We start from the raw sequence: 26,923 nt of genomic DNA, 5'->3' as shown, positions 1-26,923 counted from the left end.
CGGCGGGGGCCACCTCACCCCCCCCCCCGCGGGGGCCCCCCCTTTTTCCCCCCCCCCCCCCCCCTCCCCCCCCCCCTCCTCCCCCCCCCCCCCCCCCCCCCCCCCCCCCCCCCCCCCAGCGGCACATCCGACACAGGAGGAGACGGTCTTGCACGTCCAGGAGTGGCTGGAGACCGTACCGGCGATCAGTGTCTACGCCCTGGTCGCGGTGGTCATCGGGCTCGAAAGCCTCGGTGTCCCGCTGCCCGGTGAGATCGTCCTCGTCAGCTCGGCGCTGCTGGCCTCGCAGCACGGCGACATCGATCCGTACGTCCTCGGCGCGTGCGCCACCGCCGGCGCGATCATCGGCGACTCGATCGGGTACGCCATCGGCCGCAAGGGCGGCCGACCCCTGCTCGCCCGGCTCGGCCGCAGGTTCCCCGGCCACTTCGGCGAGGCACAGATCGCGATGGCCGAGCGGTCGTTCCGGAAGTGGGGCATGTGGGCGGTCTTCTTCGGCCGCTTCGTCGCACTCCTGCGGATCTTCGCCGGACCGCTCGCGGGTGTGCTGCGGATGCCCTACTGGAAGTTCCTCGTCGCCAACGTCCTGGGCGGAATCGTCTGGGCCGGAGGCACCACCGCCGTCATCTACTCGCTGGGCATCGTCGCCGAGGCATGGCTCAAGCGCTTCTCCTGGATGGGCCTCGTCCTCGCCGTGCTGATCGGCCTCACCTCGATGCTCGTCATCAGGAACCGCGCGAAGAAGGCGTCCGCGCCGGCCGGGGACGCCGCCGGGGGCGCACCGGGCCCGCGCGAGCCCGAGCCCGTACCCGCCACCGACTGACGACCGGGGTGTCTCACTCCTCGTGCACGGCCCGATGGCGGTTCGCCAGTTCCAGATAGACCGCCGCGTTGAGCTTGATGCCCTCGCGCTCCTCCTCGGTCAGCGTCCGCCGCACCCTGGCGGGCACCCCGGCGACCAGCGAACCCGGCGGTACCCGCATCCCCTGCGGCACCAGCGCCTGGGCCGCGACGAGTGAACCCGCCCCGATGTGCGCGCCGTTGAGCACGGTGGCGCCCATCCCGACCAGGACGTCGTCCTCGACGGTGCAGCCGTGCAGCACCGCGTTGTGCCCCACCGAGACCCGCTCGCCGATCGTGACGGGGGAACCGGGATCGACATGGACGGTGCAGTTGTCCTGGATGTTGCTGTCGGCGCCGATGACGACCGGGCCGCCGTCCGCCCGCAGCACCGTGTGGTACCAGACGCTCGCACCGGCCGCCAGGCCGACCTCGCCGATCACCACCGCCGTCGGCGCCACGAACGCCGCCGGATCGATCACGGGCTCCTGTCCGCCCACACCCGCGATCAGTGGCCGCTGTGTCATGCCGTCTCCTCCGCCTGCCGTCCGTCCGGCGCGTCCGTGCTCTGTCCGGCGCGTCCGGGAGCCGCGCGTGCCGCTCCACGCGCACACGCGCGTTCACCGGAACCGTAAGGGACGGGCGGGCCCCGCTCCGGCACCAGGTCGGCCGGTACGCCCCCTGTCTGAACCGACGGCCGGTCAATAGCCTGGCCGCAGGCGAATGTTGCCGTCGTTCCGACGCAGGGAGCTTTATGGCCACCGCACAGCAGGTCCCCGACATCCTCTCCGCGGAGTTCGCCGAGAATCCGTACCCCGCCTACCGCCTCATGCGCGAGAGCGCGCCGCTGATCTGGCACGAGGCCACCAACAGCTACCTCATATCGCGGTACGAGGACGTGGAGCGGGCCTTCAAGGACAAGGCGTCGGCGTTCACCACCGAGAACTACCACTGGCAGATCGAGCCCGTGCACGGGAAGACGATCCTCCAGCTCAGCGGCCGGGAGCACGCCGTACGCCGCGCGCTCGTCGCCCCCGCGTTCCGGGGCAGCGATCTGGAGGAGAAGTTCCTGCCGGTCATCGAGCGCAACTCCCGGCGGCTCATCGACGCCTTCCGGCACACCGGCAGCGTCGACCTGGTGGACGGGTTCGCCACCCGCTTCCCCGTCGACGTCATCGCCGAGATGCTCGGGCTCGACCGCGCCGACCACGCCCGCTTCCACGGCTGGTACACCACCGTGATCGCCTTCCTCGGCAATCTCTCCGGCGATCCCGAGGTGACCGCGGCGGGCGAGCGGACCCGGATCGAGTTCGCCGAGTACATGATCCCGATCATCCAGGCCCGCCGGGACAGTCTCGGTGACGACCTGCTGTCCACGCTCTGCGCCGCCGAGGTCGACGGGGTGCGGATGAGCGACGAGGACATCAAGGCGTTCTGCAGCCTGCTGCTCGCGGCCGGCGGAGAGACCACCGACAAGGCCATCGCCTCGATCTTCGCCAATCTGCTGCTCCACCCCGACCAGCTCGCCGCCGTGCGGGAGGACCGGAGCCTCATCGACCGGGCGTTCGCCGAGACACTGCGCTACACACCGCCGGTCCACATGATCATGCGGCAGACCGCCGAGGAGGTCACCGTCAGCGGAGGCACCATCCCCGCCGGCGCCACCGTCACGTGTCTGATAGGCGCCGCCAACAGGGACGCCGACCGCTTCGCCGAGCCCGACACCTTCGACATCTTCCGCGAGGACCTGACCTCCACGACCGCGTTCTCCGCCGCCGCCGACCACCTGGCCTTCGCGCTCGGGCGGCACTTCTGCGTCGGAGCGCTGCTGGCCAGGGCCGAGGTGCGGATCGGGGTCGGGCAACTGCTCGACGCCATGCCCGGGTTGCGGCTCGCGGACGGCTTCGACCCGGTCGAGCACGGGGTGTTCACCCGGGGCCCGCGGTCCCTGCCGGTGGAGTTCACCCCCGTCGCGGGCTGAACCGCCACGCGTCCGCCGGACCGGCTCCGCGGGGGCCGTCCGGCGGACGCGTGACGGCGGCGCTCAGCCCACCACCGGCGTGAACTCCACCGGCAGCGCCGTCAGCCCTCGCATCCAGATCGACGGCCGCCATCTCAACTCGTCCGGCCGCACCGCCAGTACGACGTCCGGCAGCCGCTCCAGCAGGGTCTCGACCGCCGTACGGGCGATCACGTCGGCCAGCAGCGGCGCCGGGTACGGGCACCGGTGCTCGCCGTTGCTGAAGGACAGATGCGCCGAGTTCTCCGCGCCGATATGACCGTCGGGCCAGATCTGCGGATCCGTGTTGGCCGCCGCGAGCCCCAGGACCAGACAGTCGCCCGCCCTGATGTGCCGGCCGCCCAGCTGGGTGTCGCGCACCGCCCACCGGCCGATGAAATTCTGTGTCGGGGTGTCCAGCCACAGCACCTCGTTGAGCGCCTGCCCGACACTCAGCCGCCCGCCCGACACATTGAGCGCGAACCGGTCGTCGGTCAGCAGCAGACGCAGCGTGTTGCAGATCCAGTTGGCCGTCGGCTGCTGCGCCGCCGCGATGACGGAGATCAGGTCCTGGACGATCTCGTCGTCCGCCAGACCCGCCGGATGGCCCAGCATCCGTGACGTGACGTCCGAGCCGGGCCGGGCGCGCTTCTCCTTCACCAGCCGCTGGATGCGCTCCTGCACCCGTACGTACGCCGAGACCGGGTCGTCGCCCTCCGCCGCGTCCAGCGACACCCGCAGGTCGTTCACCAGCTCCTCGGTGTCGGCGCCGGCCGCGGGCATGCCGCACATCTGGACGGCCGCCCGCATCGGCAGCGCGTGGGCGTAGGCGGCCATCAGCTCGGCGTCCCCGGAGCCCGCGAACGCGTCGATGAGCTGTTCGGCGATCTGCCGGCAGTCGTGGGCGAGTTCGAACTGGTCGACCGCTTCGAGCGCCTCGGTGATCACGCCGGCCCGCCGCTGGTGCTCGGCGCCCTCGGTGAACAGCACGGACGGCTGGTGGCCCACGTACGGCAGCAGCGGCCAGTCGGCCGGGATCGCCGCCCACTGGTTCCAGCGGCGCGAGTCCCTGGCGAACAGCTCGTCATGGCTGGTGACATAGCTGACCTCGGAGTAGCCGAGGACCAGCCAGGCCGGCACACCGCCGTCCAGCAGGACGGGGGCGATCGGGCCGTGTTCACGGCGCAGGCTGCGGTAGAGCTGCGACGGGGTCTGCTGGAACTCCAGTCCGCTCAGCGGCACCGAGTCGGGATGCGCGGCGGGGCAGCCGGGCGGCGGCTGGGCCCCCGGGGGCGCGTCCGGCGCGTCGAGGGGATCGGGCCAGTGGGTGGTGTGTGGATCGGTCATGGCGTCAACTCCCGTGCCATCGCCAGTTCGTACAGGTGGTCCACGAGGGCGATCAGGACGTTCTTGCCGGACGAGCGGACCCGCGCGTCGCAGTCGATCAGCGGGACCCGCTCGGGCAGCGACAGCGCCTGCCGGATCTCGTCGAGCGAGAACGCGGAGATGTCGTCGTCGAACCGGTTCACCGCGACCACGAAGGGGGTCCCGTGGTGTTCCAGCCGGTCGATGGCGTACCAGGACTCGCTCATCCGCCGGGTGTCGACCAGGACGACCGCGCCCAGGGTGCCCGAGAAGAGGCGGTCCCACAGGAACCAGAACCGCTCCTGGCCGGGCGCCCCGAACAGATAGAGCACCACCCGGTCGCTGAGGCTGATCCGCCCGAAGTCGAAGGCGACCGTGGTCGTGGTCTTCGTGGTGAGTCCGGTGGTCTCGTCGACACCGACGCCGGCCTGTGTCATCACCTCCTCGGTGTTGAGCGGACGGATCTCGCTCACCGACCGCACGAGGGTCGTCTTGCCGGCTCCGAAGCCGCCCACGATCACGATCTTCAGTCCGGTGTCGGCGGCATCGGTCAGTGGGGTGCGGGCGGGCAGCTCAGAGGTTGCGGAGTCCATGGAGCACCTCCTTCAAGAGGGCCGGGTCGGGAAGGGCCGAGGCGGAGCGCGTCACCCGCGGATGGCGGGCCGTGATCCGGCCCGTCGCCCGGAGGTCGCCGAGCAGGATCCGTACGACCGTCACGGGCAGTCTCAGCTCCGCCGAGATCTCCACGACCGCCGTGGGGTGCCGGCACAGATCGAGGATCGCCCGGTGCTCCGACTGCGTCCCCTGGGCCGGCGCGCACTCACTGACGATCAGCGTGACCAGGTCGAACGAGTCGTGGTCGGCCCGGCTGCGGCCACCGGTGACGGTGTACAGCCGGTCGGGATCACCGGTGTCGACAGGCGGGCGGGTCATGACGGGGCGGCCTCGGGGGACACCGGGGTCCGGGGCTCGGCCCGCAGATGCTCGCCGATCTGATCGACCAGGTCGGTCATCTGATGGCCCACCACACCCGGGTCCGCGCCGTCCTCGGCCACCACCGCGAGATGCGCGCCGTCGCCCGCCTCCACGATGAACAGCAGACCGCCGTGGAACTCCGTCATCGAGTGGCGTACGCCGCCCGCGCCGTTCCCGAACTCGACGGAGGCGCCCTGTGCGAGCGCCTGGATGCCGGAGCAGATCGCCGAGAGCTGGTCGGCCTGGTCGAGCGTGAGATGGCGGCTCCAGCAGAGTTTGAGTCCGTCGCGGGAGAGGACCAGGGCGTGCCGGGTGCCGGGGGTGCGCTCCAGCAGGCCCTCCAGAAGCCAGGTCAGGCTGTTGTCGGTCGTTGGCATGGGGTGCATGGGTGGCGTCGGGCTGATCCGCCGGGGGACGGATCACCTGCCCGTTTCTCCAATCTCACATTGATCGCGTCGGTCGCGTCCACTGACGGGGCGGGCGCCTGGTGTGCTCCCGGCGCCGCACGGGGAACGGGAGGCGACCCGGCCTCAGGACGTGTCGCCGGGCTCCGGCTCCGCCGAGCCGGGGTCCAGGGGGAGGCGGGCGCGGTGGAACGCGCCGAACCGCGATCCGGCGTCGCGGCCGGGCGCCACGCCCCCGTCGGTGCCGCCGCCCGTGCCGTCCGCCGGCGGTCTGTCGCGGTCCGCCGCCGCCATGGTGCGTCCCGGCGGCCGTACGGGCAGCCCGCCCGGTGTCGCCACCCTCGGCCCGTCCTTCGGCCGGGCGGGCGACGGCAGGGCCGCGGGCAGCGGCACGGACGGGGGAGTGAAGCCCGGCTCGGTGACCGTGGCCGCGGGGACGGGGACGGGGGCGGCGTGGCGGCCCCGCGAGTCGGGCGCCGTGTTCCGCTGCTGGGCCAGCAGCTGCGGCGGGAAGAGCACGACCACGCCGGTGCCGCCGCGTGAGGAGGGGCGGAAGTTGACGCTCAGGTGGTACTTGGCCGCGAGCCGCCCGACGACGGCCAGGCCGAGACGGGTGCCCTGGAGGGACGCCAGGTCGTTGGACCGGCCCGACACCGACTCCTCCGCGCGCCGCATGGCGGCGTCCGCCATCTTCAGACCGCTGTCCTCGATGGTCACCACGATCCCGGCCGAGCGTTCCTCGACGTAGACGTGCACCTCGTCGACCGGCGGTGAGAAGTTCGCGGCGTTGTCCATCAGTTCGGCCAGCAGGTGCATCACGCCCTCGGCGGCGAATCCGGCCACGGACGCGGTGCTGGAGCAGTGCAGCCGCACCCGCCGGTAGGCCGCGATCCGGCCGACGGCGCCGCGCAGGACGCTCTCCATCCTGATCGGCTTGTTCCAGGCGCGGCTCGCCCGGCCGCCCATCAGCAGCGCCAGCCGGTCGGTCATCAGGCCGAGCTGAGAGGTGTTGTGATCGAGCCTCAGGAGATCGCCGAAGACCTCCTCGCCGTGACGTTCCTGCATCTCGCGCAGATCGGCGAGCATGCTCACCGCCTTCGCCTGGACCCGGCTCAGGGCCTTGGCACCGGCCGCCTGGGCGGCCGAGCCGCGCCGCTCGCTGACGGCGAAGTCCCGTACGACCGCTTCGGTCAGGACCCGGAGCCGGGGATCGGACGGCCGCTTCAGATCGGCCAGTACGGTGTCGGCGCCCCGGCCCTCGCGCAGGCCGCCGAGCGCGGCGGGCAGCGTCACCGTCGACAGCAGGTCCAGATCGTCGGCGATCCGGGCGAGCCTGGTCACCACCGCTTCCTGGTCGGCGGTCGCGGCGGCGGCGCGGCGTTCGCCGATCGCCACCTCGTCGGCGAACGCCCGCAGGAACCGCTGGAGTTGGGGATCGGACGGTGCGGGGACGGTGGCGAGAGCCTCCTCGGCGCCCGCCCCGTCGCGGAGACGTTTCACCACCGTGGGGAGCGTGACGTTCACCAGATGGGCCGACTCCGCGTCGCTCCTGGACAGTCGCGTGTGCAGGGCCTGGAGTTCGCCGCCGGCCCGCGCCGCTCCATGGCGGTGGCGCCGCAGCAGCAGGCCGGCTCCGACGACGGTGGCGGCCAGGACCACCCAGGCGACGGCGAGCGTCGTCAGCGTCCAGGCGCGCGCGTCGGCCGGGGCGCTCACGTACGCGGCACCGGCCGCCGCTCCCGCGACCAGCAGCAGGCCGGGCGGTCCGGCGAGCGACAGGGGGCGCGTGGTGAGTACGCGGTGGGGGCTCGGTGTGACGGGCACAGACATTCCGCGGTCCCTCGGTGTTCGAGTGCGGGGGAAGGAACAGACCGGCCGAGCGGCGCGCGTCGGCCGTGGTGGGGGTGGGGCGCCGGTCACCGACTTCAACGGTGATCTCCCGGGAATCTCCCGGGCCATGCGTGGCGCTCACGCTACTCACGGTGCGGCGGGGAGACCGAGCCGTGACGGGGCAGTGCCCACCAACGAGGGAGTCGGCGGTCAACTCGCCCCGCCGGACGCCGGCGTCGTGGTAATCGCGCGTGCGGGAGAACGGCGCAGTGGACCGCGGGACGGAAGGGGAGACCGATGCGGAAGGGACGGCGGGGCCGGGGTGGCGGTCGGGAGCCGTGGGTGGTGCGGAGCCGTGGGGTGAACGTCACAGCGGGCGGCCCCGGCCCGCCCCGGCCCCGCCGATACCGTGGACGGGTGCCGCAGAGCAGAGACACCTTCGCCTCACTGACCGCCTGGCGCCGTCGGCTCGTCGCGCGCGCCGTCCAGGGCGGCTGGCGGTGGCTCCAGGAGGCGGGCGCGGTGAGCGCCGAGCAGCCGGGCAGGCTGCGCTTCGCCCGGATCGGCACCGGGACCAGGCTCGCCTTCCCGCAGGGCACGGTCTTCGGCGAGCCGTGGATCGAGCTCGGCGACCACTGTGTCATCGGTGAACGCGTCACGCTCACGGCCGGGATGATGCCCGGCCTGGACCTGGGCGGGGAGCCGGTACTGCGGCTCGGCGACGGCGTCGTCCTCGGCCGGGGCAGCCATGTCGTCGCCGACTCGGCGGTGACGATCGGCTCGGACACGTACTGCGGTCCGTATGTCTACATCACGTCCACGAACCACAGTTACGACGATCCGGAGACGCCCGTCGGCAAGCAGTGGCCGCGCACCGAGCGGGTCTCGGTGGGACCCGGGTGCTGGCTCGGCACCGGCGCGGTGATCCTTCCGGGGGCGCGGCTCGGCCGGAACGTGGTGGTCGCGGCGGGCGCGGTCGTCCGGGGCGAGGTGCCCGACCACGCGGTGGTCGCGGGGGCGCCGGCGCGGGTCGTACGGAGCTGGGACCCGGAGCGCGGCTGGCAGCCGCCGCTGCGCACGCCCGCGCCCGTACCGATCCCGGAGGGCATCACCCCGCAGCAGCTGCTGGCGCTGGCCGAGCTGGATCCGGACCTGTCCTGACGCCAGGCGGCGCGGCCCGCCGGAGCGAGCCGGCCGGGGCCGTCGTACGGACGGGGTCAGCCCGCCGCCGGCAGGACCGTGCCGGTCAGGGCGAGCCCCGCGCCGGCCGCCTGTACGGCGCGCAGTCTCTCCCTCGGTACGGCACCCGCGGCCACCGCCGTGATCACGGGACAGAGCGATGCCAGGACGGCGGCGACCGTCACGGGGCCGTGCCGCGCGGCGATCGAGTACGTGCCGTTGGCGGCGACGTCGGCGAGTCCGAAGTCGGCCAGCCCCCAGAGCAGAGCGGTGGCCGGCGCGAACAGTGCGGTCATGGAGCGAACCTCGCCAGTACAGTGTGGTGGACGGTTGGTGCACCACACCGTAGTGCACCCTATTGAACTGCTCCATTGAATATATTGGACGGAATGTGTCGGAGCTCGATCAGCTGACCCAGTCGCTCGCCCGCAACCTCAAACGGTGGCGCGGCGAGCGAGCCTTCACGCTCGACGCCCTGGCGGCCCGGTCGGGGGTGAGCCGGGGCATGATCATCCAGATCGAGCAGGCGCGCACCAACCCCAGCGTCGGCACGACGGTGAAACTCGCCGACGCCCTCGGCATCAGCATCACCACGCTCCTCGACTACGAACAGGGCCCCCAGGTCAGGGTCGTACCGGCCGACCAGGCCGTCCGCATGTGGTCCACCGACACGGGCAGCTCCACCGTCCTGCTCGTCGGGACCGAGGCACGCGGCCCCCTCGAACTCTGGTCCTGGAAGCTGATGCCCGGCGAGCACAGCGATTCCGACGCGCACCCCGACGGCACGACCGAACTGCTCCATGTCACCGCGGGCGAGCTGACCCTCGTCGTGGACGGCGCGAAACACACCGTGGCCGAGGGGTCGTCCGCGGTCTTCGAGGGGAACGTGTCGCACGCCTACCGCAACGAGGGCGGCACGACCCTTGAGATGACGATGGCCGTCTCCATCCCGCCCGCGCGCTGAGCGACCCGCACACCGCCCCCCGGCACTCCCGTTCCATCCGGCGGGACGCCCGTGCCCGCCCGCCGGCCCGCCTGTTAGCTTGACGCCCATGCGCGCCCCCATCGGAGACTTCACCGACGCCCGACCCGCCCCCGACTGCCTCGACCTGCTCACGGAGCCCGTCGCCGCCGCCGTACGGGCCTGGCGGGGCGACGTCCCCGCCGAGCGGCTGCTCTACGTGGACACCGACCCCGAGATCGCGGACACCGCCGCCTTCGTGGAACACCACGGGGCCGATCTGCTCGACCGGTCCGCCAACTGCGTCGTCGTCGCGGGCAGGCGCGGGGGCGACTCCACGCTCGCCGCCTGCCTCGTGCTGTCCCGGACACGCGTCGACGTCAACGGAGTCGTCCGCAGGCAACTCGGCGCCCGCAAGGCTTCCTTCGCCCCGATGGACACCGCGACCGGCGAGACCGGCATGGAGTACGGCGGCATCACACCCATCGGCCTGCCCGCCGGGTGGACACTGCTCGTCGACGCGGCCGTCGTGGACACCGAGTGGGTGCTCATCGGCAGCGGACGCCGCCGGGGCAAGCTCATCGTCCCCGGCAAGGCGTTCACCACCCTGCCGGGCGCCCTGGTCGTCGAGGAACTCGGCGTCGCCACCGGCTGAGCACCACCCGCGCCCCGGGCGACCGCGCACCCCGCAGCGGACGGCGAGTTCGGGCCGGCCCGCGCCGGCCCCGCTCAGCCCAGGCGCGGTATCTCGATGGCGGGGCAGCGGTCCATCACCATGTCGAGACCGGCGGCCCGCGTACGCTCGAACGCCTTCTCGTCGATCACCCCGAGCTGGAACCAGACCGCCTTCGCGCCGATGGCCGCGGCCTCGTCGGCGACCGGCCCCGCCAGGTCACTGTTGACGAACACGTCCACCACGTCCACGGGGAACGGGATCTCGGCCAGCGACGCGTACCCCTGCTCGCCGTCGACCGCCTCCGCCCTGGGGTGCACCGGCACCACACGCTTCCCGTAACCCCGGAGCACGGCCGCGACGCCGTAGGCCGCCCGCGAACGGTTGGCGGACAGGCCCACCACCGCCCAGGTGTCGCCCGTGGCCGTCAGAATCCTGCGGAGCGTCTCATCGTCTGCGTACATGCCCCGGACAACGGACGGCGGGGCCCGGCAATTCCCCGGTCCCCCCAACCACCCCGCCCCTTGGCGAGGGCCCGCCATGCACACCCCGCGGTGGCAGAGCCTAGGGTGGCGCGATGCATGAGCAGTACCGCACCGTCGCCCGCCGGGGCGTCCACGAGACCGAGGTCAACCGGTCACGGTTCCTCTGCGCCCTCGCGCCCGCCGCCACCGAGGAGGAGGCGCGGGACTTCGTCACCGGCGTCCGCCGTGAACATCCCACCGCCACGCACAACTGCTTCGCCTACGTCATCGGCGCCGACGCCTCCGTACAGAAGGCAGGCGACGACGGTGAGCCGGGCGGCACGGCCGGGGCGCCCATGCTCCAGATGCTGCTGCGCCGGGACGTGCGGTACGTCGTCGCCGTCGTCACCCGCTACTACGGAGGCGTCAAACTCGGCGCGGGCGGGCTGATCCGCGCCTACGGCGGCGCGGTGGGCGAGGCGCTCGACCGGGTCGGCACCGTCACCCGCCGCCGCTACCGGCTCGCCACGATCATCGTCGACCACCAGCGGGCCGGAAAGCTGGAGAACGAACTCCGCGCCACCGGGCGCACCGTGCGCGACGTGCGGTACGCGGAGATAGTGACCATGCGGATCGGACTGCCCGCCTCCGACGTCCCCGCCTTCCGTGACTGGCTCGCCGACACCACCGCCGGAACGGCCCTGCTGGAACTGGGCGGTGAGGCGTACGGCGACATCTGACACCCACCGGGACGGACGTGGCGTCAGTCGCCCCACGGGCGAAATGCCGGTGGCCACACCGGATGTCCGACCCCACCGTTACTCTCGGGGATCATGAGATTCCTGCACACGTCGGACTGGCACCTGGGGCGGTCGTTCCACCGGGTCAGCCTCCTCGACGCACAGGCGGCCTTCGTCGACCACCTGGTGGCGACCGCCCTGGCGCACGAGGTGGACGCGGTCCTCGTGGCCGGCGACGTGTACGACCGCGCGGTGCCGCCGCTCTCCGCCGTCGAACTCTTCGACCGGGCGCTGCACCGGCTCGCCGAGGCACACGTACCGACCGTGATGATCTCCGGGAACCACGACTCGGCCCGCCGGCTCGGTGTCGGCGCCGGGCTCATCGACCTCGCCGGAATCCACCTGCGCACCGACCCGGCCCGCTGCGCCACCCCCGTCGTGCTCCCCGACGCCCATGGCGACGTCGCCTTCTACGGTCTGCCCTACCTCGAACCGGCCCTGGTCCGCGACGAGTTCAAGGCCGCCGGGACGGGCCACGAGGCCGTGCTGACCGCCGCGCTCGACCGCGTACGGGCCGACCTCGCCGCCCGGCCGGCAGGCACCCGGTCCGTCGTCCTCGCGCACGCCTTCGTCGCCGGCGGCGCCGCCAGTGACAGCGAACGCGACATCACCGTCGGCGGCGTGTCCGCCGTCCCCACCGGGACGTTCGACGGCGTGGACTACGTGGCGCTCGGGCATCTGCACGGCGCGCAGACCCTCACCGAACGGGTCCGCTACTCCGGTTCACCCCTCGCGTACTCCTTCTCCGAGAGCGACCACCGCAAGACGATGTGGCTCGTGGACCTCGGCGCCGAGGGCGAGATCGACGCCGAGCGGATCGACTGCCCGGTCCCGCGCCCGCTCGCCCGTCTTCGCGGCACCCTCGCCGACCTCCTCGACGACCCGGCGCTCAGCCGCCACGAGCGGTCCTGGACCGAGGTGACACTCACCGACGCCGTGCGTCCCGCCGATCCCATGGCACGCCTCACCGAACGCTTCCCGCACACCCTCAGCCTCGTCTTCGATCCCGACCGGAGCGACGAGGACGACGTCACCTCCTACGCACGGCGCCTCGAAGGCCGCAGCGACCAGGAGATCGCCGAGGACTTCGTCGCGCACGTCAGGAGGGGCGCCGGCCCCGACGACCGGGAACGGACCGTGCTGCGCGGCGCCTTCGACCACGTACGCGTCGACACCGCCGTACGCGAGGTGACCGGATGAGACTGCACCGGCTGGCCGTCACCGCCTTCGGCCCCTTCGCCGACACCCAGGAGGTCGACTTCGACGCGCTGTGCGCCGGGGGGATCTTCCTGCTGCACGGCGCGACCGGCGCCGGGAAGACCTCGGTGCTCGACGCCGTCTGCTACGCGCTGTACGACGCCGTGCCGGGCGCCCGCCAGATCAAGGGCGGCGCCACCAAGGACGCCTCCCTGCGCAGCGACCACGCCCCCGCGGGCACCTACACCGAGGTGTGCCTCGAACTGACCGTCGGCGGACGGCGGCTGGAGATCACCCGCAGCCCCGCGCAGGCCCGCCCCAAGAAGCGGGGCACCGGCGTCACCATGGAGAAGGCCCGCAGCGGGCTGCGGGAGCACGACCCCGCCGGCGGCGACTGGCGCGCCCTGAGCCGCTCCCACCAGGAGATCGGCGAGGAGATCGGCCAGCTCCTCGGCATGAGCCGGGAGCAGTTCTGCCAGGTGGTCCTCCTGCCACAGGGCGACTTCGCGCGCTTCCTGCGCGCCGACGCCGAGGCACGCGGCAGACTCCTCGGCCGCCTCTTCGACACCCGCCGGTTCGCCGCCGTGGAGGAACGGCTCGCCGAACTGCGCCGGGGCGCCGAACAGCAGGTGCGGGAGGGCGACCAGCGGCTGCTCGACATCGGACAGCGCATCGCCGGGGCGGCGCGCGACGGCATCGAACAGCCCCTGCCCGCACGGCAGTCCGGCGATCCGGGCCTCGCGCCCGCCGTCCTGGCATGGGCCGCCGTCGCCCGCGCCACGGCCCACGAGCGCCGCGACATCGCCGAGTGCGCCCTCGCGGGTGCCGAGAGCGGGCAGGCCGCCGCGCGCCGGCGGCTCGACGACGCACGCGAACTGGCCCGGCTGCAACAGCGGTTCGCCGAAGGCCGGCGGCGCGCCGACGCCCTCGAAGCACGCCGCCCCGACTACGAGGCGGCGCGGGCCACGCTCGACCGGGCCCGCAAGGCGGACCGGGTCGCTCCCGCGCTCACCCTGCGCGACGACGCCGACCGCGCGCACCGCGCGGCCGCCGCCGGCCTCGACCGGGCACGCGCCCAGCTCCCCGCCGGACTCGACGACACCGGCGCCGACCACCTCTCCGCGCTGGAACGGAAGATGCTGGAGGAGCTCGGCCGGGTCGACGCCGCCCGGGGCGCCGAGCTGCGCAGCGCGGAGATCAGCCGCGAACGGGCCGCGCTGGACCGCCAGGCCCGCGCGGACGAGGAACTGCTCGCCGACGCCGAAGGCTGGCTCACCGGCTGGGCGGCCGCCCGTCGCGCACACCAGGAACGCGTCGAGACGTCCCAGGAGGCGGCGACCCGCGCCGAACAGCTCGCGGGACAGCTCGAACCGGCCCGCGCACAGCTCGAAGCGGCCCGCGCCCGCGACGCCCTCGACGCACGGGCCGCGGCGTCCCGGCGTCTCCTGGACGCCGCCCGCGAACGCGCCAACGACGCCAAGGAGCACTGGCTCGACCTGCGCGAGCGACGGCTGCGCGGTATCGCCGCAGAACTCGCCGCCCGGCTCGTGACGGGGGAGCCCTGCGCGGTCTGCGGCTCCGCCGACCACCCGGCGCCCGCACGGGCCGGGGCGGGCCAGGTCGACCAGGCGTCGGAGGACGCCGCGTTCGCCGCGTCCCGCGGAGCCGAGGCGGCCGTCACCGAGGCCGAGCGCGACCACGCCTCCCTGCGGGAGGAGTACGCGGCGGCGCGGTCCGCGGCCGGCGGCTCGACCGTCGCCGAACTGGCCGCGCTCACCGAGCGCCTGGGCCACGAGCACACGGCGGCGCACCGCCTCGCCGCCGGCACCCACGCCGCCCGTGAGGCGCTGGCCCGCGCCGAACGGGAACGTGAGGACCGGCTCGCCGCACAGCGGTCCGCCGAGAACCGCGTCGCGGCCCGTACCTCACGGCGCGAGGCGCTCGACCACGAACAGACCACGCTCGAAGCGGAGCTGGTCCGCGCCCGCGGTGACGCGGGCACCGTCGCCGAGCACGCCGAACGGCTCACGAGAAGGGCCCGGCTGCTCGCCGAAGCGGCCGACGCGGTACGGGACTTCGACACCACCGCCCAGCGCCTGAAGGACGCCGACGGCCGGCTCGCGGACGCCGCGTTCCGCGCGGGGTTCGAAACGCCGCGCGAGGCCGCGGCGGCCCTGCTGTCCGGCCCGGAGCAGCGCGGCCTGACCCACCGGATGGACGACTGGCAGGCCGAGGCCGCCGCCGTCGCCGACCGGCTCGCGGAACCGGACGCCCGAGACGCCGCGCAGGAGCCGCCGGCCCGGCTCGACACGGCGCTGATGGCGTACGAGACGGCCGAGACCGCGCTGCGCGCCGCGTCCTCCGCGCTGACCGGCGCCCGCGAACGCGTCGGCGAGCTGGCCGGGCTCTCCCGGCAGGCCGAGGAGGAGGTGCGGCGGCTCGGCCCCGTCCGTACCGAGTACGAGCGGGTGGCCCGCCTCGCCGCTCTCACGGCGGGCACCTCCACCGACAACGACCGCAAGATGCGCCTGGAGTCCTACGTCCTGGCCGCCAGGCTCGAACAGGTCGCGGAGGCCGCGACCGCGCGGCTGCTGCGCATGTCGTCGGGGCGCTACACCCTGGTCCACTCCGACGCCCGCAGCGGCGGCGGGAAACGGTCCGGGCTCGGACTCCATGTCGTCGACTCCTGGACGGGCAGCGCGCGGGACACGGCGACCCTGTCCGGCGGGGAGACGTTCTTCGTGTCCCTCGCCCTCGCGCTGGGCCTCGCGGACGTCGTCACCGACGAGGCGGGCGGCGCCCGTCTGGACACCCTCTTCATCGACGAGGGGTTCGGCAGCCTGGACGACCAGACGCTGGACGAGGTCCTGGACGTGCTGGACTCGCTGCGCGAACGCGACCGCAGTGTCGGCATCGTCAGCCATGTCGCGGACCTGCGCCGCCGGATCCCGACCCAGCTGGAGGTGACGAAGTCCCGCCGGGGCTCGACGCTCACGCTGCGAACGGGCGGTACCGACGGCTGAACGCGGCCACGAGCTCGGGGGCCGGGGACCCCGTGGGGTCCGGGGGCCAGGACACCCGCCCCCGGAATCCGTATGACACGGGCCGGGGCCGCCGACCATGACGGGTGACCGTCCCCCCATCCCACGAGCCGATGGGTGGGCCGACCGCGGTGTCCCGGGGAGTACGCGCCCGGCGCCGTGGCGCCGGGCGCCACCCGGTCAGAGCTTGGACAGCTCGTCCACCAGATCGTCCAGCCCCAGCGGGCCCTGCGACAGCGCGGCCATGTGCCATGCCTTCGCGTCGAACGCGTCGCCGTGCCGCTCCCGGGCGTTCGCCCGGCCCAGCAGCCACGCACGCTCGCCCAGCTTGTAGCCGATGGCCTGGGCCGGCATCGACAGATAGCGGGTCAGCTCGCTCTCCACGAAGTCCGCCGGCCTGCCGCTGTGGTTCCCGAAGAACTCCTGCGCCAGATCGGGTGTCCAGCGTTCACCGGGGTGGAACGGTGAGTCCGCCGGGATCTCCAGCTCCAGATGCATCCCGATGTCAACGATCACCCGGCAGGCACGCATCATCTGCGCGTCCAGATAGCCGAGCCTGCGCTCCGCGTCCGGCAGGAAGCCCAGCTCGTCCATCAGCCGCTCCGCGTACAGCGCCCAGCCCTCGGCGTTGGCGCTGACACCGCCCACCGACGCCTGGTAGCGCGAGAGCTGGTCGGCGACATGGGTCCACTGCGCGATCTGGAGGTGGTGGCCGGGGACCCCCTCGTGGTACCAGGTCGACACCAGGTCGTACACCGGGAAGCGCGTCTCGCCCATCGTCGGCAGCCAGGTGGTGCCGGGGCGCGAGAAGTCCTCGGAGGGTCCGGTGTAGTACGGCGCCGCCGCGCCGCCCGCCGGGGCGATACGGGACTCCACCTTCCGTACCCGCTCGGCGAGTTCGAAGTGGGTGCCGTCCAGCGCCTCGATGGCCTCGTCCATCAGGGCCTGGAGCCACTTGCGCACCTCCTCCACGCCCTCGATGTGCTCGCCGTGCTCGTCGAGGTGGGCCAGCGCCTCCCAGGGGGTCGCGCCGGGGAGGATCTTCTCGGCCTCCGTGGTCATCTCGGCGCGCAGCCGGTGGTACTCGGACCAGCCGTAGGCGTACGCCTCGTCGAGATCGAGGTCGGTGCCGTTGAAGTAGCGCGACCAGCGGGCGTAGCGCTCACGGCCCACCGTGTCGGGCGTGCCCGCGACGGCCGGCGCGTACACGTCGCGCATCCAGTCGCGCAGCGCGGCGACGGCGCCCGTGGCCTGCGCGGCCGCCGCGTCCAGCTCCGTACGGAGCGAGTCGGGTCCGGCGGCGGCGAACTCGTCGAACCAGCCGGTGCCGTCACCCGCCCACTCCGTGAGCTGGCCGACGAACGTCGCCGTCGGACGCGGCCCGCCCGGCAGATTCCGCTCCAGACCGAGGGCCAGCGACTCGCGGAACCCCTCCAGCGCGGCCGGTACGGCGCGCAGGCGCTGGGCCACAGCCGCCCAGTCCTCGTCCGTCTCGGTCGGCGTCACGGCGAAGATGTCGCGTACGTTGTGGGCGGGGGAGTGGATGTTGCTGACCGCGCGCAGGTTCTCCTCGGCGTCGTGGACGGCGAGTTCGGCGGTCAGCCGTTCGCGGAGCAGCCTGGCGCAGCGTCGTTCCCGGTCGTTGTCGGCCCCCGGCAGCTTCACCGCGATGTCGAGCTTGGCGAGGGTCGCGCGGGCGAGGTCGGCGGCCTCCCGCGCTCCGGCCGGTGAGAAGTCGGGCAGGCGGCCGGAGCACGCCGCGACGCCCAGGAAGGTACCGGTGATCGGATCGAGTTCGATGAGTGCGTCGACATAGGCGTCGGCGACCTGGCGGGGCAGCGCGCTGCTGGAAGTGTCTGGCATGGCGACATCCTCTCCGAGCGGGGACCGCGCGTCACCCCGCTTCAGGACCGCGTTGCCGGCGGGTTGGCTGACGAAGGCGGCATAAGGGGACCGCAGTCCCACTGCTGGAAGACCAACCGGGTCTCGACACGGGCGACTTCCGGCCGTGAGGTGAACTCGTCCACCACGAGCCGCTGGAGATCCGCCGTGTCGGCCACCGCCACAAGGACCAGATAGTCGTCCGGCCCGGTCAGATGGAACAGCGAGCGGGACTCCGGCAGCCCCCGGATCCGCTCCACGAACGGCTTGATCAGTTCGCGGCGGTGCGGCCGGACCTGCACGGACAGCAACGCCTGGAGGCCACGGCCGAGTTTGGCCGGATCAAGGCGCAGCTGATGTCCCAGGATCACCCCGGAGCGGCGAAGTCTGGCCACCCGGTCCAGACAGGTCGAAGCGGCGACCCCGACCTCGGCGGCGATCTCCCGGTAGGTGGTCCGTGCGTCGTTCTGCAACAGGCGCAGTATGTGCAGATCGACCGTGTCCAGTACGACAGACTCACTCATCGGCCGAACGTAACACGGAGTTCTCCCCGTCATTCCCGCCGGATGTTCAGAGTGCGTGCATGGACTCCCTGGATGCCGGTGGCATGAGCGAACCCGTGACCCCGCCCCTGTCCGCGACCGCCCCCCGGGCGCTGGCCACCGAGGCGGTGCACGCGGGCCGCGAGGACCTCGCACGGCTCGGTGTGCACGCGGCGCCGATCGATCTGTCGACGACCTACCCCTCCTACGACACCCGTGACGAGGCGGCGCGGATCGACGAGTTCGCCACCACCGGCGCGCGGCCCGACGGCCCGCCCGTGTACGCCCGGCTGGACAACCCGACGACGGCCCGCTTCGAGACGGCGCTCGCCCGGCTGGAGGGTACCGAGAGCGCGGTGGCGTTCGCCAGCGGCATGGCGGCCCTCACCGCGGTCCTGCTCGTACGGTCCGGCATCGGTCTGCGCCATGTCGTGGCGGTGCGGCCTCTTTACGGATGCAGCGACCACCTGCTGACCGCCGGCCTCCTCGGTACGGAGGTGACCTGGACCGATCCCGCGGGCATCGCCGACGCCATCCGCCCCGACACCGGCCTGGTGATGGTCGAGACCCCCGCCAACCCGACCCTCGCCGAGGTCGACATCGCCGCCGTCGCCCATGCCTGCGGCTCGATACCGCTGCTGGTCGACAGCACCTTCGCCACCCCCGTGCTGCAACGCCCCGCCGAGCACGGCGCCCGGCTCGTCCTGCACAGCGCGACGAAGTACCTCGGCGGACACGGCGACGTGCTCGGCGGAGTCGTCGCGTGCGACGAGGAGTTCGCGCGCAAGCTGCGCCAGGTGCGGTTCGCGACCGGCGGGGTGCTGCACCCGATGGCCGGTTATCTGCTGCTGCGCGGTCTGTCCACGCTGCCCGTGCGGGTGCGCGCGGCCTCGGCCACCGCGGCCGACCTGGCCCGCAGACTGGCCACCGACCCGCGCGTCGCCCGCGTCCACTACCCGCGCATCGGCGGGGCGATGGTGTCCTTCGAGGTCTACGGGGACCCGCACGAGGTGATCGCCGGCGTGCGGCTGATCACCCCGGCGGTCAGCCTCGGCAGCGTGGACACCCTCATCCAGCACCCGGCCTCCATCAGCCACCGGATCGTGCCGGAGGGGGACCGGCGGTCGGCCGGGGTGAGCGACCGGCTGCTGCGGATGTCGGTCGGCCTGGAGGACGTCGAGGACCTGTGGCGCGATCTCACCGAGGCGCTCAGCGCTCGTTCCGGACGGGAGACGCGATCGCCGGAGACCCGGACCGGGTCCCTCACCTAGAAGGCGCGGCCGGGTGCCCCCCTGTACGGTGCGGGGCCGGTCCTCCGCCTCGCGGTGCGCCGCGCCGGCCGCCGGGGGCTCCGCCCTTCGGCCGGCGCGGCGCTGGTTTCCGGACGCGCCTAGGACCCCGGTCGGAGGCCGTGCGGCGGCCCGTACACCGCTCCGTAGGGTGTCTCGTCCGTCGTCGCCGGTGTCCGCCGCTCGTCCGAACCCCTGAGCCGGGCGGTGACGACCAGCGTGCCACCCTCTATCTGGTAGTCGAGCGGCAGACCGAGTCCGCGCATGGCGGCGACCATCCCGGTGTTGGACGCCTGCGTGACGGCGTACACGCTCGCGCAGCCCGCCTCGACGGCGAGCGCGACCAGCCGGCGCAGGAGTTCGGAGCCGATGCCGCGCCGCTGCCAGGCGTCCTCGACGATCAGCGCGACCTCGGTCTCGTCGCCGTCCCACAGCAGATGGCCGAGCGCGACGAGACGCCCGGACGCCGTCTGGACCTTCAGTGTCCGCCCGTGCCGCGGGCTCAGCAGATGGTCCAGATAGCGGTCCGCGTCGCCCACCGGACCGTGGTAGCGCAGGCCAAGGGTGCGCTCGGAGCAGCGTTCGTGCATCGCCGTCGCCGCGTCGACATCGCTCCGGTCGGCGCGGCGGACGGTGATCCGGCCCTCGGGCAGGGTCAGGACGTCCCGGCCGCGCGGGACGCGCGGGCCCAGGCGCGCGTCGAGTTCCACCAGGGCGCGCGCCCTGGCGAACTCGGTCGGCGTGAACGGCAGATGGTGGCGCTCGACGGTGATCGTGCCGCCGTTCGGGTCGCGCATCCGCATCGTGGTGCTCTCCAGGACGCCTTCGACAGGGGCGCTCTCGCCGGTCGGACGCCCGGTGGGGGAGACGGCGGGCAGTGAGTGGATCGTGCAGCGCCCGAGCAACTGGCGCAGAGCCAGCGGAAGTTCGGCGGCGTCCAGGGCCGTACGGGTGGCCAGGCCCAGCACCCGGGTCGGCGCGTCCACGAGATCGTGCGCGTCGGCGCGCTCGATCCAGATGTCGCTCCCGCCCGCGAGGGAGATCTCCCGGGTGAGCTGCCGCGCGGGCAGCGCGGCGGGCGCGCGCAGCAGGAACTCGTCGACGGTGCCGGTGGCCAGCGGGTGCGTCTGGAGCGTGAGGATGTCCACCCGGCGGCGGGCGAGGACGGTGCACAGCGCGGCCAGCGAACCGGGGGCGTCACGCACGGTCGCCCGCATCCGCCACAGCGCGGTGGCGGCTTCGGTCTCCCCGGCGGCGGCGGTTCGGTCGACGGACCCGGCCGGCGCGCCGTCGGACGTGCGCGTTCCTCCGCCGTCCGGGGCGACACCGTCCGGCGCACCGCTGTCCGGTGGCGCGTCGACCGGCGGCGCGTGACCGTGGCGCCTCGACCACCAGATGTGGAATCCGGCCGTGAGGATCAGGGCGATCGCGGACGCGACGAGCAGGACGGGTCCGTCCGGACCGTGCACGATCATGTTGGCGACAGCGTCGGCGACCGCCACCGCGGTGAACAAGGCGGCCAGTTCGACGAGATCCCGGCGCCAGTGATGGGGGCGCCTGGCGCTCTTCGATGAAGTCACATCGGTCATGACCTCACTGTGACTCAACGGTGTTGCGCGATCACGAACGTACTGTGACTGATGGGTAAAAGATGCTTCTGTTCGCCTATCAACTACTTTTGGTTGATTTACGGCGTGCGACGACCGCTCCCCGCCCCATCCCGACGACCGGGGCGGGATCCGCGTCCTCCCGCGAGGCTACCCGCCCCGGACACCCGGGGCCTACTGGCCGACCCGGCCCGGCTTCAGCACCTTGCTGAACAGCACCTGGTTCCCCTCGGCCCGCAGCCGCACCGTCAACTCGCCGCTGTCACCGTCGATGTCGACCTCGCCGAAGTACTGCGGCGACTCCATCGGCGACACGTTCGCCCGGTCCGGAGCCCGCACGAAGACCCGGTCGGGCCCGAACGTCCCGTCCAGCGCGTTCGCCGGGAACCCGCCGGCCGCCAGCGGACCCGACACGAACTCCCAGAACGGCGCGAAGTCCTTGAAGGCCGCGCGCTCCGGCTCGTAGTGCTGCGCCGACGTGTAGTGCACATCCGCCGTCAGCCACACCGTGCCGGTGATCCGGCGGTGCTTGACGTACCGCAGCAGATCCGCGATCTGGAGCTCCCGCCCCAGCGGCGCGCCCGGGTCGCCCTGCGCGATCGCCTCGATGTCCGCCGAACCGTCCGGCACGACCAGACCGATCGGCATGTCCGCCGCGATGACCTTCCACACCGCGCGTGAGCGCGACAACTCGCGCTTGAGCCAGTCCAGCTGCTCCGCGCCGAGAATGCCCGTCGTGTCGTCGGCCTGCCGGCCGGGCGAGTTGGCGTTGCGGAACGAGCGCATGTCCAGCACGAACACGTCGAGCAGCGGCCCGTACCGCACCACCCGGTGCACCCGCCGGTCCTCACCGCGCGCGCGGAGCGTCGGCACCGGGAAGTACTCACCGAACGCCTGGATCGAGCGCGCCGCCAGCACGCCGACGTCCTTCTCCCGGTACCGCGCGTCGTCCAGGATCTGCCCCGGATACCAGTTGTTGCGCACCTCGTGGTCGTCCCACTGCACGATCGCCGGCACTCGCGCGTTGAAGCGGCGGACGTTGTGGTCGAGCAGGTTGTAGCGGAACTGGCCCCGGTACTCGTCCAGCGTCTCCGCCACCTTCGACTTCTCCTCGGTGACGAGGTTGCGCCAGACCCGCCCGTCCGGCAGCGTCACGGACGGCACCAGCGGCCCGTCCGCGTAGACGGTGTCACCGCTGCACAGGAAGAAGTCCGGGTCGAGCCGGCGCATGTCGTCGTACGCGCGGTAGCCCCCGACGTCCGGGTTGATGCCCCACCCCTGCCCGGCGATGTCCCCCGACCAGAGGAACCGCACGCCCTGCCGGCGCCGCGCCGGAGCCGTACGGAACGTGCCGTACACCGGCTCGCTCGTACGCCGCGGGTCGTCCGGATCGGCGAGCGTCACCCGGTAGTGCACCTGCTCGCCGGCGGGCAGCCCGCGCAGCGGCGTCGTCCCCGTGAAGTCACCGCCGGGGCCGAGGAGCGGACCGCGCCAGGTGCGCGCACGGCGGAACGACTCCGTCGCCGACGTCTCCACCAGCATCCGCGCGGGCCGGTCGGAACGGATCCACACCAGACCGGACGACGAGGTGACATCGCCCGTCTGCACACCCCAGCCGGCGCTCGGCCGGCCGGAGCGCGCCTGGGCGGGAGCGGCGCCGGCGACCGTACCGGCCACGGCCGCGGCGGTCGTGGGCAGGGCCAGCGCGGCGGACGCGGCGAGCGAGCCGCGCAGTACGGTGCGGCGGGCCGTGGCCGGACTCGGGGAACTGTTCGTCATCGATCTGCCTCCTGCGGCGGGCTCGGTGGGACCGTGACCTGGGGAACGGTGAACGGTCGACGTGCCATACGTAGCGCCCGGCGACGGCCGGCACACGAACCCGGGGTGAACACACCCACGCTCTTTTCCGGCCTCGTACCGCGGCGGCGGCGCTCGCCGCGCCCGTCGTGGGCACCGGGGTCCCCCGCCCCGCACGGGCCGCCGGGGAGCCCGCTCGCGGGCATCCGCGCGGCCCCCGGCCCCGGGCCCCGGGCGCCGGGGGCGCGGGGCGGCGGCCCTCCCGGTCGTGGAGGGCGAACGCGTCCCGGCCCCCTGACATGCCGGTATGTCTCGGTCCCGCCGTGCGGGGTATCCGTCCCCGGGGCCCCCACCTGCCGATGTCGTCGTTTCACGCCAAACCCGCGAACTCTGTGTGAACGGTCTGTGGCAGAGTGCGATTCCGTCCGGGAGTGGCCGCAGGATTGGTCTTGACCAAAGCGATCGGCCGTCCTACTCTCGGAGAGTTAGTGCAGGAACCTTTAATAAACAAGTGCATGGAAAAGCCGCCGGGGACACGGCGATTGCGGAGGATCACGGTGGGGACCACGCAGCTCGAAACAGTGCCGGAGCCCAAGTACTGGCACCTCAAGACCGTGCTCGGCGAGGCGCTGGACTCCGACTTCGCGGTCGGTGAGGTGCTGCCCAACGAGCGTGACCTCGCCGCCCGCTTCGGCGTCGCCCGCGCGACACTCCGTCAGGCGCTCGAACAGCTCGAACTCGAAGGCCGGTTGCAGCGCCGCCGCGGCGTGGGCACGACCGTCGCGCCGCCGCGGATGGGTGTCGACGTGTCGACCACCCAGCAGGAGTGGCCGGGCGCGGACCCGGACGCGTGGCAGCCCGTCGACTCGGTGTCCGCCGCGCCGCCCGCCGCCGTGGCCAGGATGCTCGGTACGGACGCGGGCGACGCGGTCCACACGGTGCGCAGGACGCGTGTGACACACGGACAGACCGTCGCGGCCGAGCTGCTCTACGTCCCCTCGGAGTCGGTCCCCGAGCTGCCCGCCATAGACATCCCGTCCGGCCCCGCCCGCGCGCGCAGTGTGCTGCGCGAGCTCCAGCGGCTCGGCATGGAGGGCCAGGACCGCGCCGTGGAGCTGGGCTCCGCCCGCGTGGACGACGCCAAGGAACTCGACCGGCTGCCGGGCGCGCCCGTGCTCGTGGTCACCACCCGCTATCTGGCCGGGGGCCGTACGGCGGCGGTCTCGGTGGCCACGTACCGCGCCGACACCTGCCGGCTCACCTTCGGCGACACGGGCGACGTCCAGATCAGCCACCACCCGGACGAGCGCAAGGCTTCCTGACGCGCCGCTGCGGGCGCCGCGCAGGGGCCGCCCGCGACGCAGGAACGGACTCTGCCCCCGTAGCCCTCGAAGGGGCACGGGGGCCCTGTGCTGTCGAAAGCCGACATTGCGGCCGGCCTCCGACCGGCACCGACCGCTCCCCGACGGTCCGGGCTGAATCCCCGAAGACCCCGCAGGCTCCAGGGGATGTCCGCGATGCAGCGCCGTCAGCCCGGGGACGGGGCCCGTGGCGTCCGGTGCGGTGCGTCGCAAGGCGGGGGATCAGCGTCGTACCGGGCGTACTCGGCCGGCTTACGACAACGCGGGGGCACCTCCCGTGCCGTGCCCCCGCTGGGTTACGGGGGAGAGGTGCCGTGCAGGACGTCGCGGGAGACCGGACGGGACTTCGAGGCCCCCTAACGGCGGGCCGTCACCGTCGCGTCCACCGCGAAGAGCTCTTCCTCGACATGGTCCAGCGCCAGACGCAGCGCGCCCGTGGCCACCGCCGCCTCGCCCAGCAGTGACAGCGTCACCCGGGGCGGGCGCAGACAGTACCGGGACAGCTCGTCGCGCAGCGGGTCGAGTACGCCGTCGAGTCCGGCCGCCCAGCCACCGATGATCACCATCTCGGGGTCGAGCGCAAGCACCAGCGCGGCCACGTCGTGGACCAGCCGCTGGATGAACCGCTCCATCGCCTGCTTCGCCCCGACGTCACCCTCCTTGGCCATCGCGAACACCCGTGCCACCGCCCGCTCGTCGAGCGGATGCAGCGGCTCGTCCGTCGTCGACAGCAGCTTCTCCGGTGTCACCTCGCGGCCCAGCAGATGCAGCGCCCCGATCTCACCCGCCGCACCGCCGTATCCACGGTGCAGCCGACCGCCGATCAGCGAGCCTGCCCCCGGACTGAGTCCGGCGAGCACGAACACGATGTCGTCCGAGTCGGTCGCCGCGCCCTTCCAGTGCTCCGCCACCGCCGCGGCGTTGGCGTCGTTCTCCACCAGCACCGGACACCTGAACGAACGGCGCAGCCGCTCGCCGAGCGCGAGGCCCGTCCACTCGGGCAGCGCCGTACCGAGCCGTACCGTGCCGTCGGCCTCCACGATGCCGGGGCTGCCGACACCGACCGCCCGCAGCGAACTGCGCGCCACCCCCGCGCGGCGCAGCACGTCGGAGACGACGACCCGCACCCGGTCCAGCCGCTCGTCCGCCGACGCGGTCTCCGTCGCCTCGCGTGAACTCGCCCCGATGATCCGGCCGTCGAGACCCGACAGCAGCGCGGCGACCCGGTGCGGCCCGATCTCGATGCCGAGCAGATGCCCGGCCTCGGCCCGGAAGCGGAACCTCCGCGCGGGGCGTCCCTGTCTGCGGGTCGCGCCCTCGCCCGGGGCCGCCTCCGTCACCAGACCGAGCTCCATCAGCCCTTCGACGACACCCTCGACCGTGGGCCGTGACAGACCGGTGATCCGGGTCAGATCGGTGAACGTGGGGCAGTCGGCGCCCCGCAGCGCGTGCAGCACCACCGCGGAGTTGATCCGCCGCAACAAGGAAGGGTCCCCGCCGGTCAACCGCCCCACGGTAAGCCTCCAAGCTCGTGCGCGTGTCTGCCGGATGGTACTCGGTGGTCGCGCGGGCGGCTAACGGGCGACGACACGGGGGCCGCGCCGTACCGGAACGCGCGGGACCGCCGCCCCGTCGCGAGGCACGTCTGACGCCATGCCAATTGTCAGTGCCGGGCGGTTTACTGGAGCCATGAGCACCGCCCGGCACGTCGCCACCATCGATCTGCTGTGCGCCCGGCCCTTCCCGGCCGAGCGCGCCGGATCCGGCGAGGGCACGAGCGGACCGGGCTACCACCTGGCGGAGCTGGTGAGCGGTGAGCCCTTCTGGGAGGACGACGGGACACGCCGCGCGCGGGAGGCGGAGCATTACGAGGCCGAGTGCGCCGCCCTGGCCTCGGTGCTGGCGGCGCGCTGGGGGGAGCCGCAGCTCATGAGCCTCTGGAGCACCCGGGTCCGCGCCGGCGAGGGCGAGGAGATACCTGAGCCGTGGCACGAACTCTCCTACGGCGTCGAACACGCGCACCTGTGGCGGACCGGGGACCGCTGGGTCGCGGTCGGCGTGTCCCACCAGGGCGAGGAGCAGCCCTTCCAGCTGCTGGCGGCCGTCACGGAGACGGACCCGCCGTAGGGGGTGGCTCCCCGACCTCGCGGGGTGACCGGGTCAGGACCGCGTCCTGTCCGGCATGTCCGCCGCGACGCGCAGTCGGGCGAACTCCTCCGCCATCGTCTCCGCCGTCCAGTGCGCGTTGAGCCCGCTCGGGTTGGGCAGTGCCCAGACGCGGGTGGTGCCTATGGTGCGCGTCTGCGGGCCGATCGACGCCGACCGGTCGTCGAACGCCGTGCGGTACGCGGTGATGCCGACGACCGCCAGCCAGCGCGGGCGCAGCCGCTCCACCTTCGCCACCAGGGTCCGGCCGCCCGCCCGGAACTCCTCGTCGCTCAGCTCGTCCGCCCGCGCCGTCGCCCGTGCCACGACGTTGGTGATGCCGAGGCCGTACGCCGTCAACTCCCCCTGCTCGGACGGCGCGAGCTGCCGCGGGGTGAAGCCCGAGAGGCACAGCACCGGCCAGAAGCGGTTCCCCGGCCGGGCGAAGTGGTGACCCGTCGCCGCCGACATCAGACCGGGGTTGATCCCGCAGAAGAGCACGCCCAGGTCCGGCGCGACCACGTCGGGGATGACGCGGTCGCGGGCGGCGGCCAGTTCCTCGGGCTTCACCTC

24 protein-coding genes and 1 pseudogene are annotated in these 26,923 nt (G+C 73.2%); 11 read left to right on the top strand and 14 right to left on the bottom strand.

Translation table 11 applies throughout. From position 1 onward, the window contains the following. Nucleotides 1–148 precede the first annotated feature (148 nt). Complete coding sequence (locus ACZ61E_RS24005; protein WP_469701908.1) at nt 149–823, top strand: DedA family protein; 675 nt, start codon at nt 149–151, stop codon at nt 821–823. Nucleotides 824–836: 13 nt separating this feature from the next. Here the strand turns inward: ACZ61E_RS24005 and ACZ61E_RS24000 are convergent, their stop codons facing one another. Further along, nucleotides 837–1,367 carry a gamma carbonic anhydrase family protein gene (locus ACZ61E_RS24000; RefSeq protein ID WP_469701907.1) on the bottom strand — a complete coding sequence of 177 codons (531 nt, stop codon included), beginning with the start codon at nt 1,365–1,367 and terminating at the stop codon, nt 837–839. A 227-nt stretch (nt 1,368–1,594) separates the two neighbouring features. Here ACZ61E_RS24000 and ACZ61E_RS23995 point away from each other — a divergent pair, with 227 nt between their 5' ends. Next, on the top strand, nt 1,595–2,821 hold the full coding sequence (locus ACZ61E_RS23995; protein WP_469701906.1) for a cytochrome P450: 1,227 nt from the start codon (nt 1,595–1,597) through the stop codon (nt 2,819–2,821). A gap of 63 nt (nt 2,822–2,884) precedes the next feature. On the opposite strand, the gene ACZ61E_RS23990 is transcribed toward ACZ61E_RS23995, so the two are convergent. The 5 genes from ACZ61E_RS23990 to ACZ61E_RS23970 all read right to left on the bottom strand — a co-directional run bounded on the left by ACZ61E_RS23990 (nt 2,885) and on the right by ACZ61E_RS23970 (nt 7,413). Beyond that, nucleotides 2,885–4,186, bottom strand: coding sequence for a cytochrome P450 (locus ACZ61E_RS23990; RefSeq protein WP_469701905.1), 1,302 nt, complete (start codon nt 4,184–4,186; stop codon nt 2,885–2,887). Further along, nucleotides 4,183–4,797: a GTP-binding protein gene (locus ACZ61E_RS23985; RefSeq protein ID WP_469701904.1), complete on the bottom strand. Its 615-nt coding sequence runs from the start codon at nt 4,795–4,797 to the stop codon at nt 4,183–4,185. The genes ACZ61E_RS23990 and ACZ61E_RS23985 overlap by 4 nt, the downstream gene beginning before the upstream one ends. Continuing rightward, complete coding sequence (locus ACZ61E_RS23980) at nt 4,778–5,137, bottom strand: DUF742 domain-containing protein (RefSeq protein ID WP_469701903.1); 360 nt, start codon at nt 5,135–5,137, stop codon at nt 4,778–4,780. Before ACZ61E_RS23980 ends, ACZ61E_RS23985 begins: the two co-directional genes overlap by 20 nt. Continuing rightward, the gene (locus ACZ61E_RS23975) at nt 5,134–5,556 is read right to left on the bottom strand and encodes a roadblock/LC7 domain-containing protein (protein WP_469701902.1); all 423 of its coding nucleotides are present in this window, start codon (nt 5,554–5,556) and stop codon (nt 5,134–5,136) included. The genes ACZ61E_RS23980 and ACZ61E_RS23975 overlap by 4 nt, the downstream gene beginning before the upstream one ends. 153 nt (nt 5,557–5,709) lie before the next feature. Next, nucleotides 5,710–7,413: a sensor histidine kinase gene (locus tag ACZ61E_RS23970; protein WP_469701901.1), complete on the bottom strand. Its 1,704-nt coding sequence runs from the start codon at nt 7,411–7,413 to the stop codon at nt 5,710–5,712. Nucleotides 7,414–7,830: 417 nt separating this feature from the next. On the opposite strand from ACZ61E_RS23970, the gene ACZ61E_RS23965 reads away from it, so the two are divergent. Next, nucleotides 7,831–8,574: an acyltransferase gene (locus ACZ61E_RS23965; RefSeq protein ID WP_469701900.1), complete on the top strand. Its 744-nt coding sequence runs from the start codon at nt 7,831–7,833 to the stop codon at nt 8,572–8,574. Nucleotides 8,575–8,630: 56 nt separating this feature from the next. On the opposite strand, the pseudogene ACZ61E_RS23960 reads toward ACZ61E_RS23965, so the two are convergent. Then, nucleotides 8,631–8,846, bottom strand: a pseudogene (locus ACZ61E_RS23960) (EamA family transporter); the annotation flags it as partial. Between the two features lie 137 nt (nt 8,847–8,983). Here ACZ61E_RS23960 and ACZ61E_RS23955 point away from each other — a divergent pair. Continuing rightward, the gene (locus ACZ61E_RS23955; protein ID WP_469701899.1) at nt 8,984–9,556 is read left to right on the top strand and encodes a helix-turn-helix domain-containing protein; all 573 of its coding nucleotides are present in this window, start codon (nt 8,984–8,986) and stop codon (nt 9,554–9,556) included. An 88-nt stretch (nt 9,557–9,644) separates the two neighbouring features. Further along, nucleotides 9,645–10,208: a YbaK/EbsC family protein gene (locus ACZ61E_RS23950; RefSeq protein WP_469701898.1), complete on the top strand. Its 564-nt coding sequence runs from the start codon at nt 9,645–9,647 to the stop codon at nt 10,206–10,208. A 74-nt stretch (nt 10,209–10,282) separates the two neighbouring features. Here the strand turns inward: ACZ61E_RS23950 and ACZ61E_RS23945 are convergent, their stop codons facing one another. Beyond that, nucleotides 10,283–10,690: a CoA-binding protein gene (locus ACZ61E_RS23945; RefSeq protein ID WP_469701897.1), complete on the bottom strand. Its 408-nt coding sequence runs from the start codon at nt 10,688–10,690 to the stop codon at nt 10,283–10,285. A 113-nt stretch (nt 10,691–10,803) separates the two neighbouring features. On the opposite strand from ACZ61E_RS23945, the gene ACZ61E_RS23940 reads away from it, so the two are divergent. From ACZ61E_RS23940 to ACZ61E_RS23930, 3 genes are all read left to right on the top strand, one after another. Beyond that, on the top strand, nt 10,804–11,430 hold the full coding sequence (locus ACZ61E_RS23940) for a YigZ family protein (protein WP_469701896.1): 627 nt from the start codon (nt 10,804–10,806) through the stop codon (nt 11,428–11,430). Between the two features lie 93 nt (nt 11,431–11,523). Then, complete coding sequence (locus ACZ61E_RS23935) at nt 11,524–12,690, top strand: exonuclease SbcCD subunit D (RefSeq protein ID WP_469701895.1); 1,167 nt, start codon at nt 11,524–11,526, stop codon at nt 12,688–12,690. Then, nucleotides 12,687–15,710, top strand: coding sequence for an AAA family ATPase (locus ACZ61E_RS23930; protein ID WP_469701894.1), 3,024 nt, complete (start codon nt 12,687–12,689; stop codon nt 15,708–15,710). The genes ACZ61E_RS23935 and ACZ61E_RS23930 overlap by 4 nt, the downstream gene beginning before the upstream one ends. A 198-nt stretch (nt 15,711–15,908) precedes the next feature. Here the strand turns inward: ACZ61E_RS23930 and ACZ61E_RS23925 are convergent, their stop codons facing one another. Together ACZ61E_RS23925 and ACZ61E_RS23920 are read right to left on the bottom strand one after the other, a co-directional pair. Further along, a complete protein-coding gene (locus ACZ61E_RS23925) occupies nt 15,909–17,591 on the bottom strand; it encodes a DUF885 domain-containing protein (protein ID WP_469701893.1) in 1,683 nt (560 codons plus the stop codon). A gap of 41 nt (nt 17,592–17,632) precedes the next feature. Beyond that, on the bottom strand, nt 17,633–18,133 hold the full coding sequence (locus ACZ61E_RS23920) for an Lrp/AsnC family transcriptional regulator (protein WP_469701892.1): 501 nt from the start codon (nt 18,131–18,133) through the stop codon (nt 17,633–17,635). Nucleotides 18,134–18,192: 59 nt separating this feature from the next. Between ACZ61E_RS23920 and ACZ61E_RS23915 the strand changes: the two genes are divergently transcribed. After that, nucleotides 18,193–19,422 carry a trans-sulfuration enzyme family protein gene (locus tag ACZ61E_RS23915; protein WP_469701891.1) on the top strand — a complete coding sequence of 410 codons (1,230 nt, stop codon included), beginning with the start codon at nt 18,193–18,195 and terminating at the stop codon, nt 19,420–19,422. A gap of 119 nt (nt 19,423–19,541) precedes the next feature. Here ACZ61E_RS23915 and ACZ61E_RS23910 read toward each other — a convergent pair whose 3' ends face one another. Continuing rightward, complete coding sequence (locus ACZ61E_RS23910; RefSeq protein WP_469701890.1) at nt 19,542–21,029, bottom strand: GNAT family N-acetyltransferase; 1,488 nt, start codon at nt 21,027–21,029, stop codon at nt 19,542–19,544. Nucleotides 21,030–21,221: 192 nt separating this feature from the next. Further along, on the bottom strand, nt 21,222–22,826 hold the full coding sequence (locus ACZ61E_RS23905) for an alkaline phosphatase D family protein (protein ID WP_469701889.1): 1,605 nt from the start codon (nt 22,824–22,826) through the stop codon (nt 21,222–21,224). A 575-nt stretch (nt 22,827–23,401) separates the two neighbouring features. On the opposite strand from ACZ61E_RS23905, the gene ACZ61E_RS23900 reads away from it, so the two are divergent. Next, nucleotides 23,402–24,166 (top strand): GntR family transcriptional regulator, encoded by a 765-nt coding sequence (locus ACZ61E_RS23900; protein ID WP_469701888.1) that lies wholly within the window; start codon nt 23,402–23,404, stop codon nt 24,164–24,166. Between the two features lie 395 nt (nt 24,167–24,561). Here ACZ61E_RS23900 and ACZ61E_RS23895 read toward each other — a convergent pair whose 3' ends face one another. Then, a complete protein-coding gene (locus ACZ61E_RS23895) occupies nt 24,562–25,719 on the bottom strand; it encodes an ROK family transcriptional regulator (protein ID WP_469701887.1) in 1,158 nt (385 codons plus the stop codon). Nucleotides 25,720–25,894: 175 nt separating this feature from the next. Here ACZ61E_RS23895 and ACZ61E_RS23890 point away from each other — a divergent pair, with 175 nt between their 5' ends. Next, on the top strand, nt 25,895–26,332 hold the full coding sequence (locus ACZ61E_RS23890) for a hypothetical protein (RefSeq protein ID WP_469701886.1): 438 nt from the start codon (nt 25,895–25,897) through the stop codon (nt 26,330–26,332). A 33-nt stretch (nt 26,333–26,365) separates the two neighbouring features. On the opposite strand, the gene mug is transcribed toward ACZ61E_RS23890, so the two are convergent. Continuing rightward, nucleotides 26,366–26,920 carry a G/U mismatch-specific DNA glycosylase gene (mug, locus tag ACZ61E_RS23885; protein ID WP_469701885.1) on the bottom strand — a complete coding sequence of 185 codons (555 nt, stop codon included), beginning with the start codon at nt 26,918–26,920 and terminating at the stop codon, nt 26,366–26,368. Nucleotides 26,921–26,923: the final 3 nt, after the last annotated feature.

It is taken from the genome of Streptomyces sp. NPDC104581 (assembly GCF_055583685.1).
Note: the sequence above shows the minus strand (reverse complement) of the source record. Positions and strands in the feature narration are given on the sequence as shown.

Coding starts and splice junctions, on each gene's coding strand:
- ACZ61E_RS24000 (WP_469701907.1), bottom strand. CDS start 1,367: ATGACACAGCGGCCACTGATCGCGGGTGTGGGCGGACAGGAGCCCGTG.
- ACZ61E_RS23995 (WP_469701906.1), top strand. CDS start 1,595: ATGGCCACCGCACAGCAGGTCCCCGACATCCTCTCCGCGGAGTTCGCC.
- ACZ61E_RS23975 (WP_469701902.1), bottom strand. CDS start 5,556: ATGCCAACGACCGACAACAGCCTGACCTGGCTTCTGGAGGGCCTGCTG.
- ACZ61E_RS23910 (WP_469701890.1), bottom strand. CDS start 21,029: ATGACCGATGTGACTTCATCGAAGAGCGCCAGGCGCCCCCATCACTGG.
- ACZ61E_RS23940 (WP_469701896.1), top strand. CDS start 10,804: ATGCATGAGCAGTACCGCACCGTCGCCCGCCGGGGCGTCCACGAGACC.
- ACZ61E_RS23925 (WP_469701893.1), bottom strand. CDS start 17,591: ATGCCAGACACTTCCAGCAGCGCGCTGCCCCGCCAGGTCGCCGACGCC.
- ACZ61E_RS23990 (WP_469701905.1), bottom strand. CDS start 4,186: ATGACCGATCCACACACCACCCACTGGCCCGATCCCCTCGACGCGCCG.
- ACZ61E_RS23935 (WP_469701895.1), top strand. CDS start 11,524: ATGAGATTCCTGCACACGTCGGACTGGCACCTGGGGCGGTCGTTCCAC.
- ACZ61E_RS23980 (WP_469701903.1), bottom strand. CDS start 5,137: ATGACCCGCCCGCCTGTCGACACCGGTGATCCCGACCGGCTGTACACC.
- ACZ61E_RS23905 (WP_469701889.1), bottom strand. CDS start 22,826: ATGACGAACAGTTCCCCGAGTCCGGCCACGGCCCGCCGCACCGTACTG.
- ACZ61E_RS23890 (WP_469701886.1), top strand. CDS start 25,895: ATGAGCACCGCCCGGCACGTCGCCACCATCGATCTGCTGTGCGCCCGG.
- ACZ61E_RS23915 (WP_469701891.1), top strand. CDS start 18,193: ATGGACTCCCTGGATGCCGGTGGCATGAGCGAACCCGTGACCCCGCCC.
- ACZ61E_RS23970 (WP_469701901.1), bottom strand. CDS start 7,413: ATGTCTGTGCCCGTCACACCGAGCCCCCACCGCGTACTCACCACGCGC.
- ACZ61E_RS23945 (WP_469701897.1), bottom strand. CDS start 10,690: ATGTACGCAGACGATGAGACGCTCCGCAGGATTCTGACGGCCACGGGC.
- ACZ61E_RS23985 (WP_469701904.1), bottom strand. CDS start 4,797: ATGGACTCCGCAACCTCTGAGCTGCCCGCCCGCACCCCACTGACCGAT.
- ACZ61E_RS23950 (WP_469701898.1), top strand. CDS start 9,645: ATGCGCGCCCCCATCGGAGACTTCACCGACGCCCGACCCGCCCCCGAC.
- ACZ61E_RS23920 (WP_469701892.1), bottom strand. CDS start 18,133: ATGAGTGAGTCTGTCGTACTGGACACGGTCGATCTGCACATACTGCGC.
- ACZ61E_RS23930 (WP_469701894.1), top strand. CDS start 12,687: ATGAGACTGCACCGGCTGGCCGTCACCGCCTTCGGCCCCTTCGCCGAC.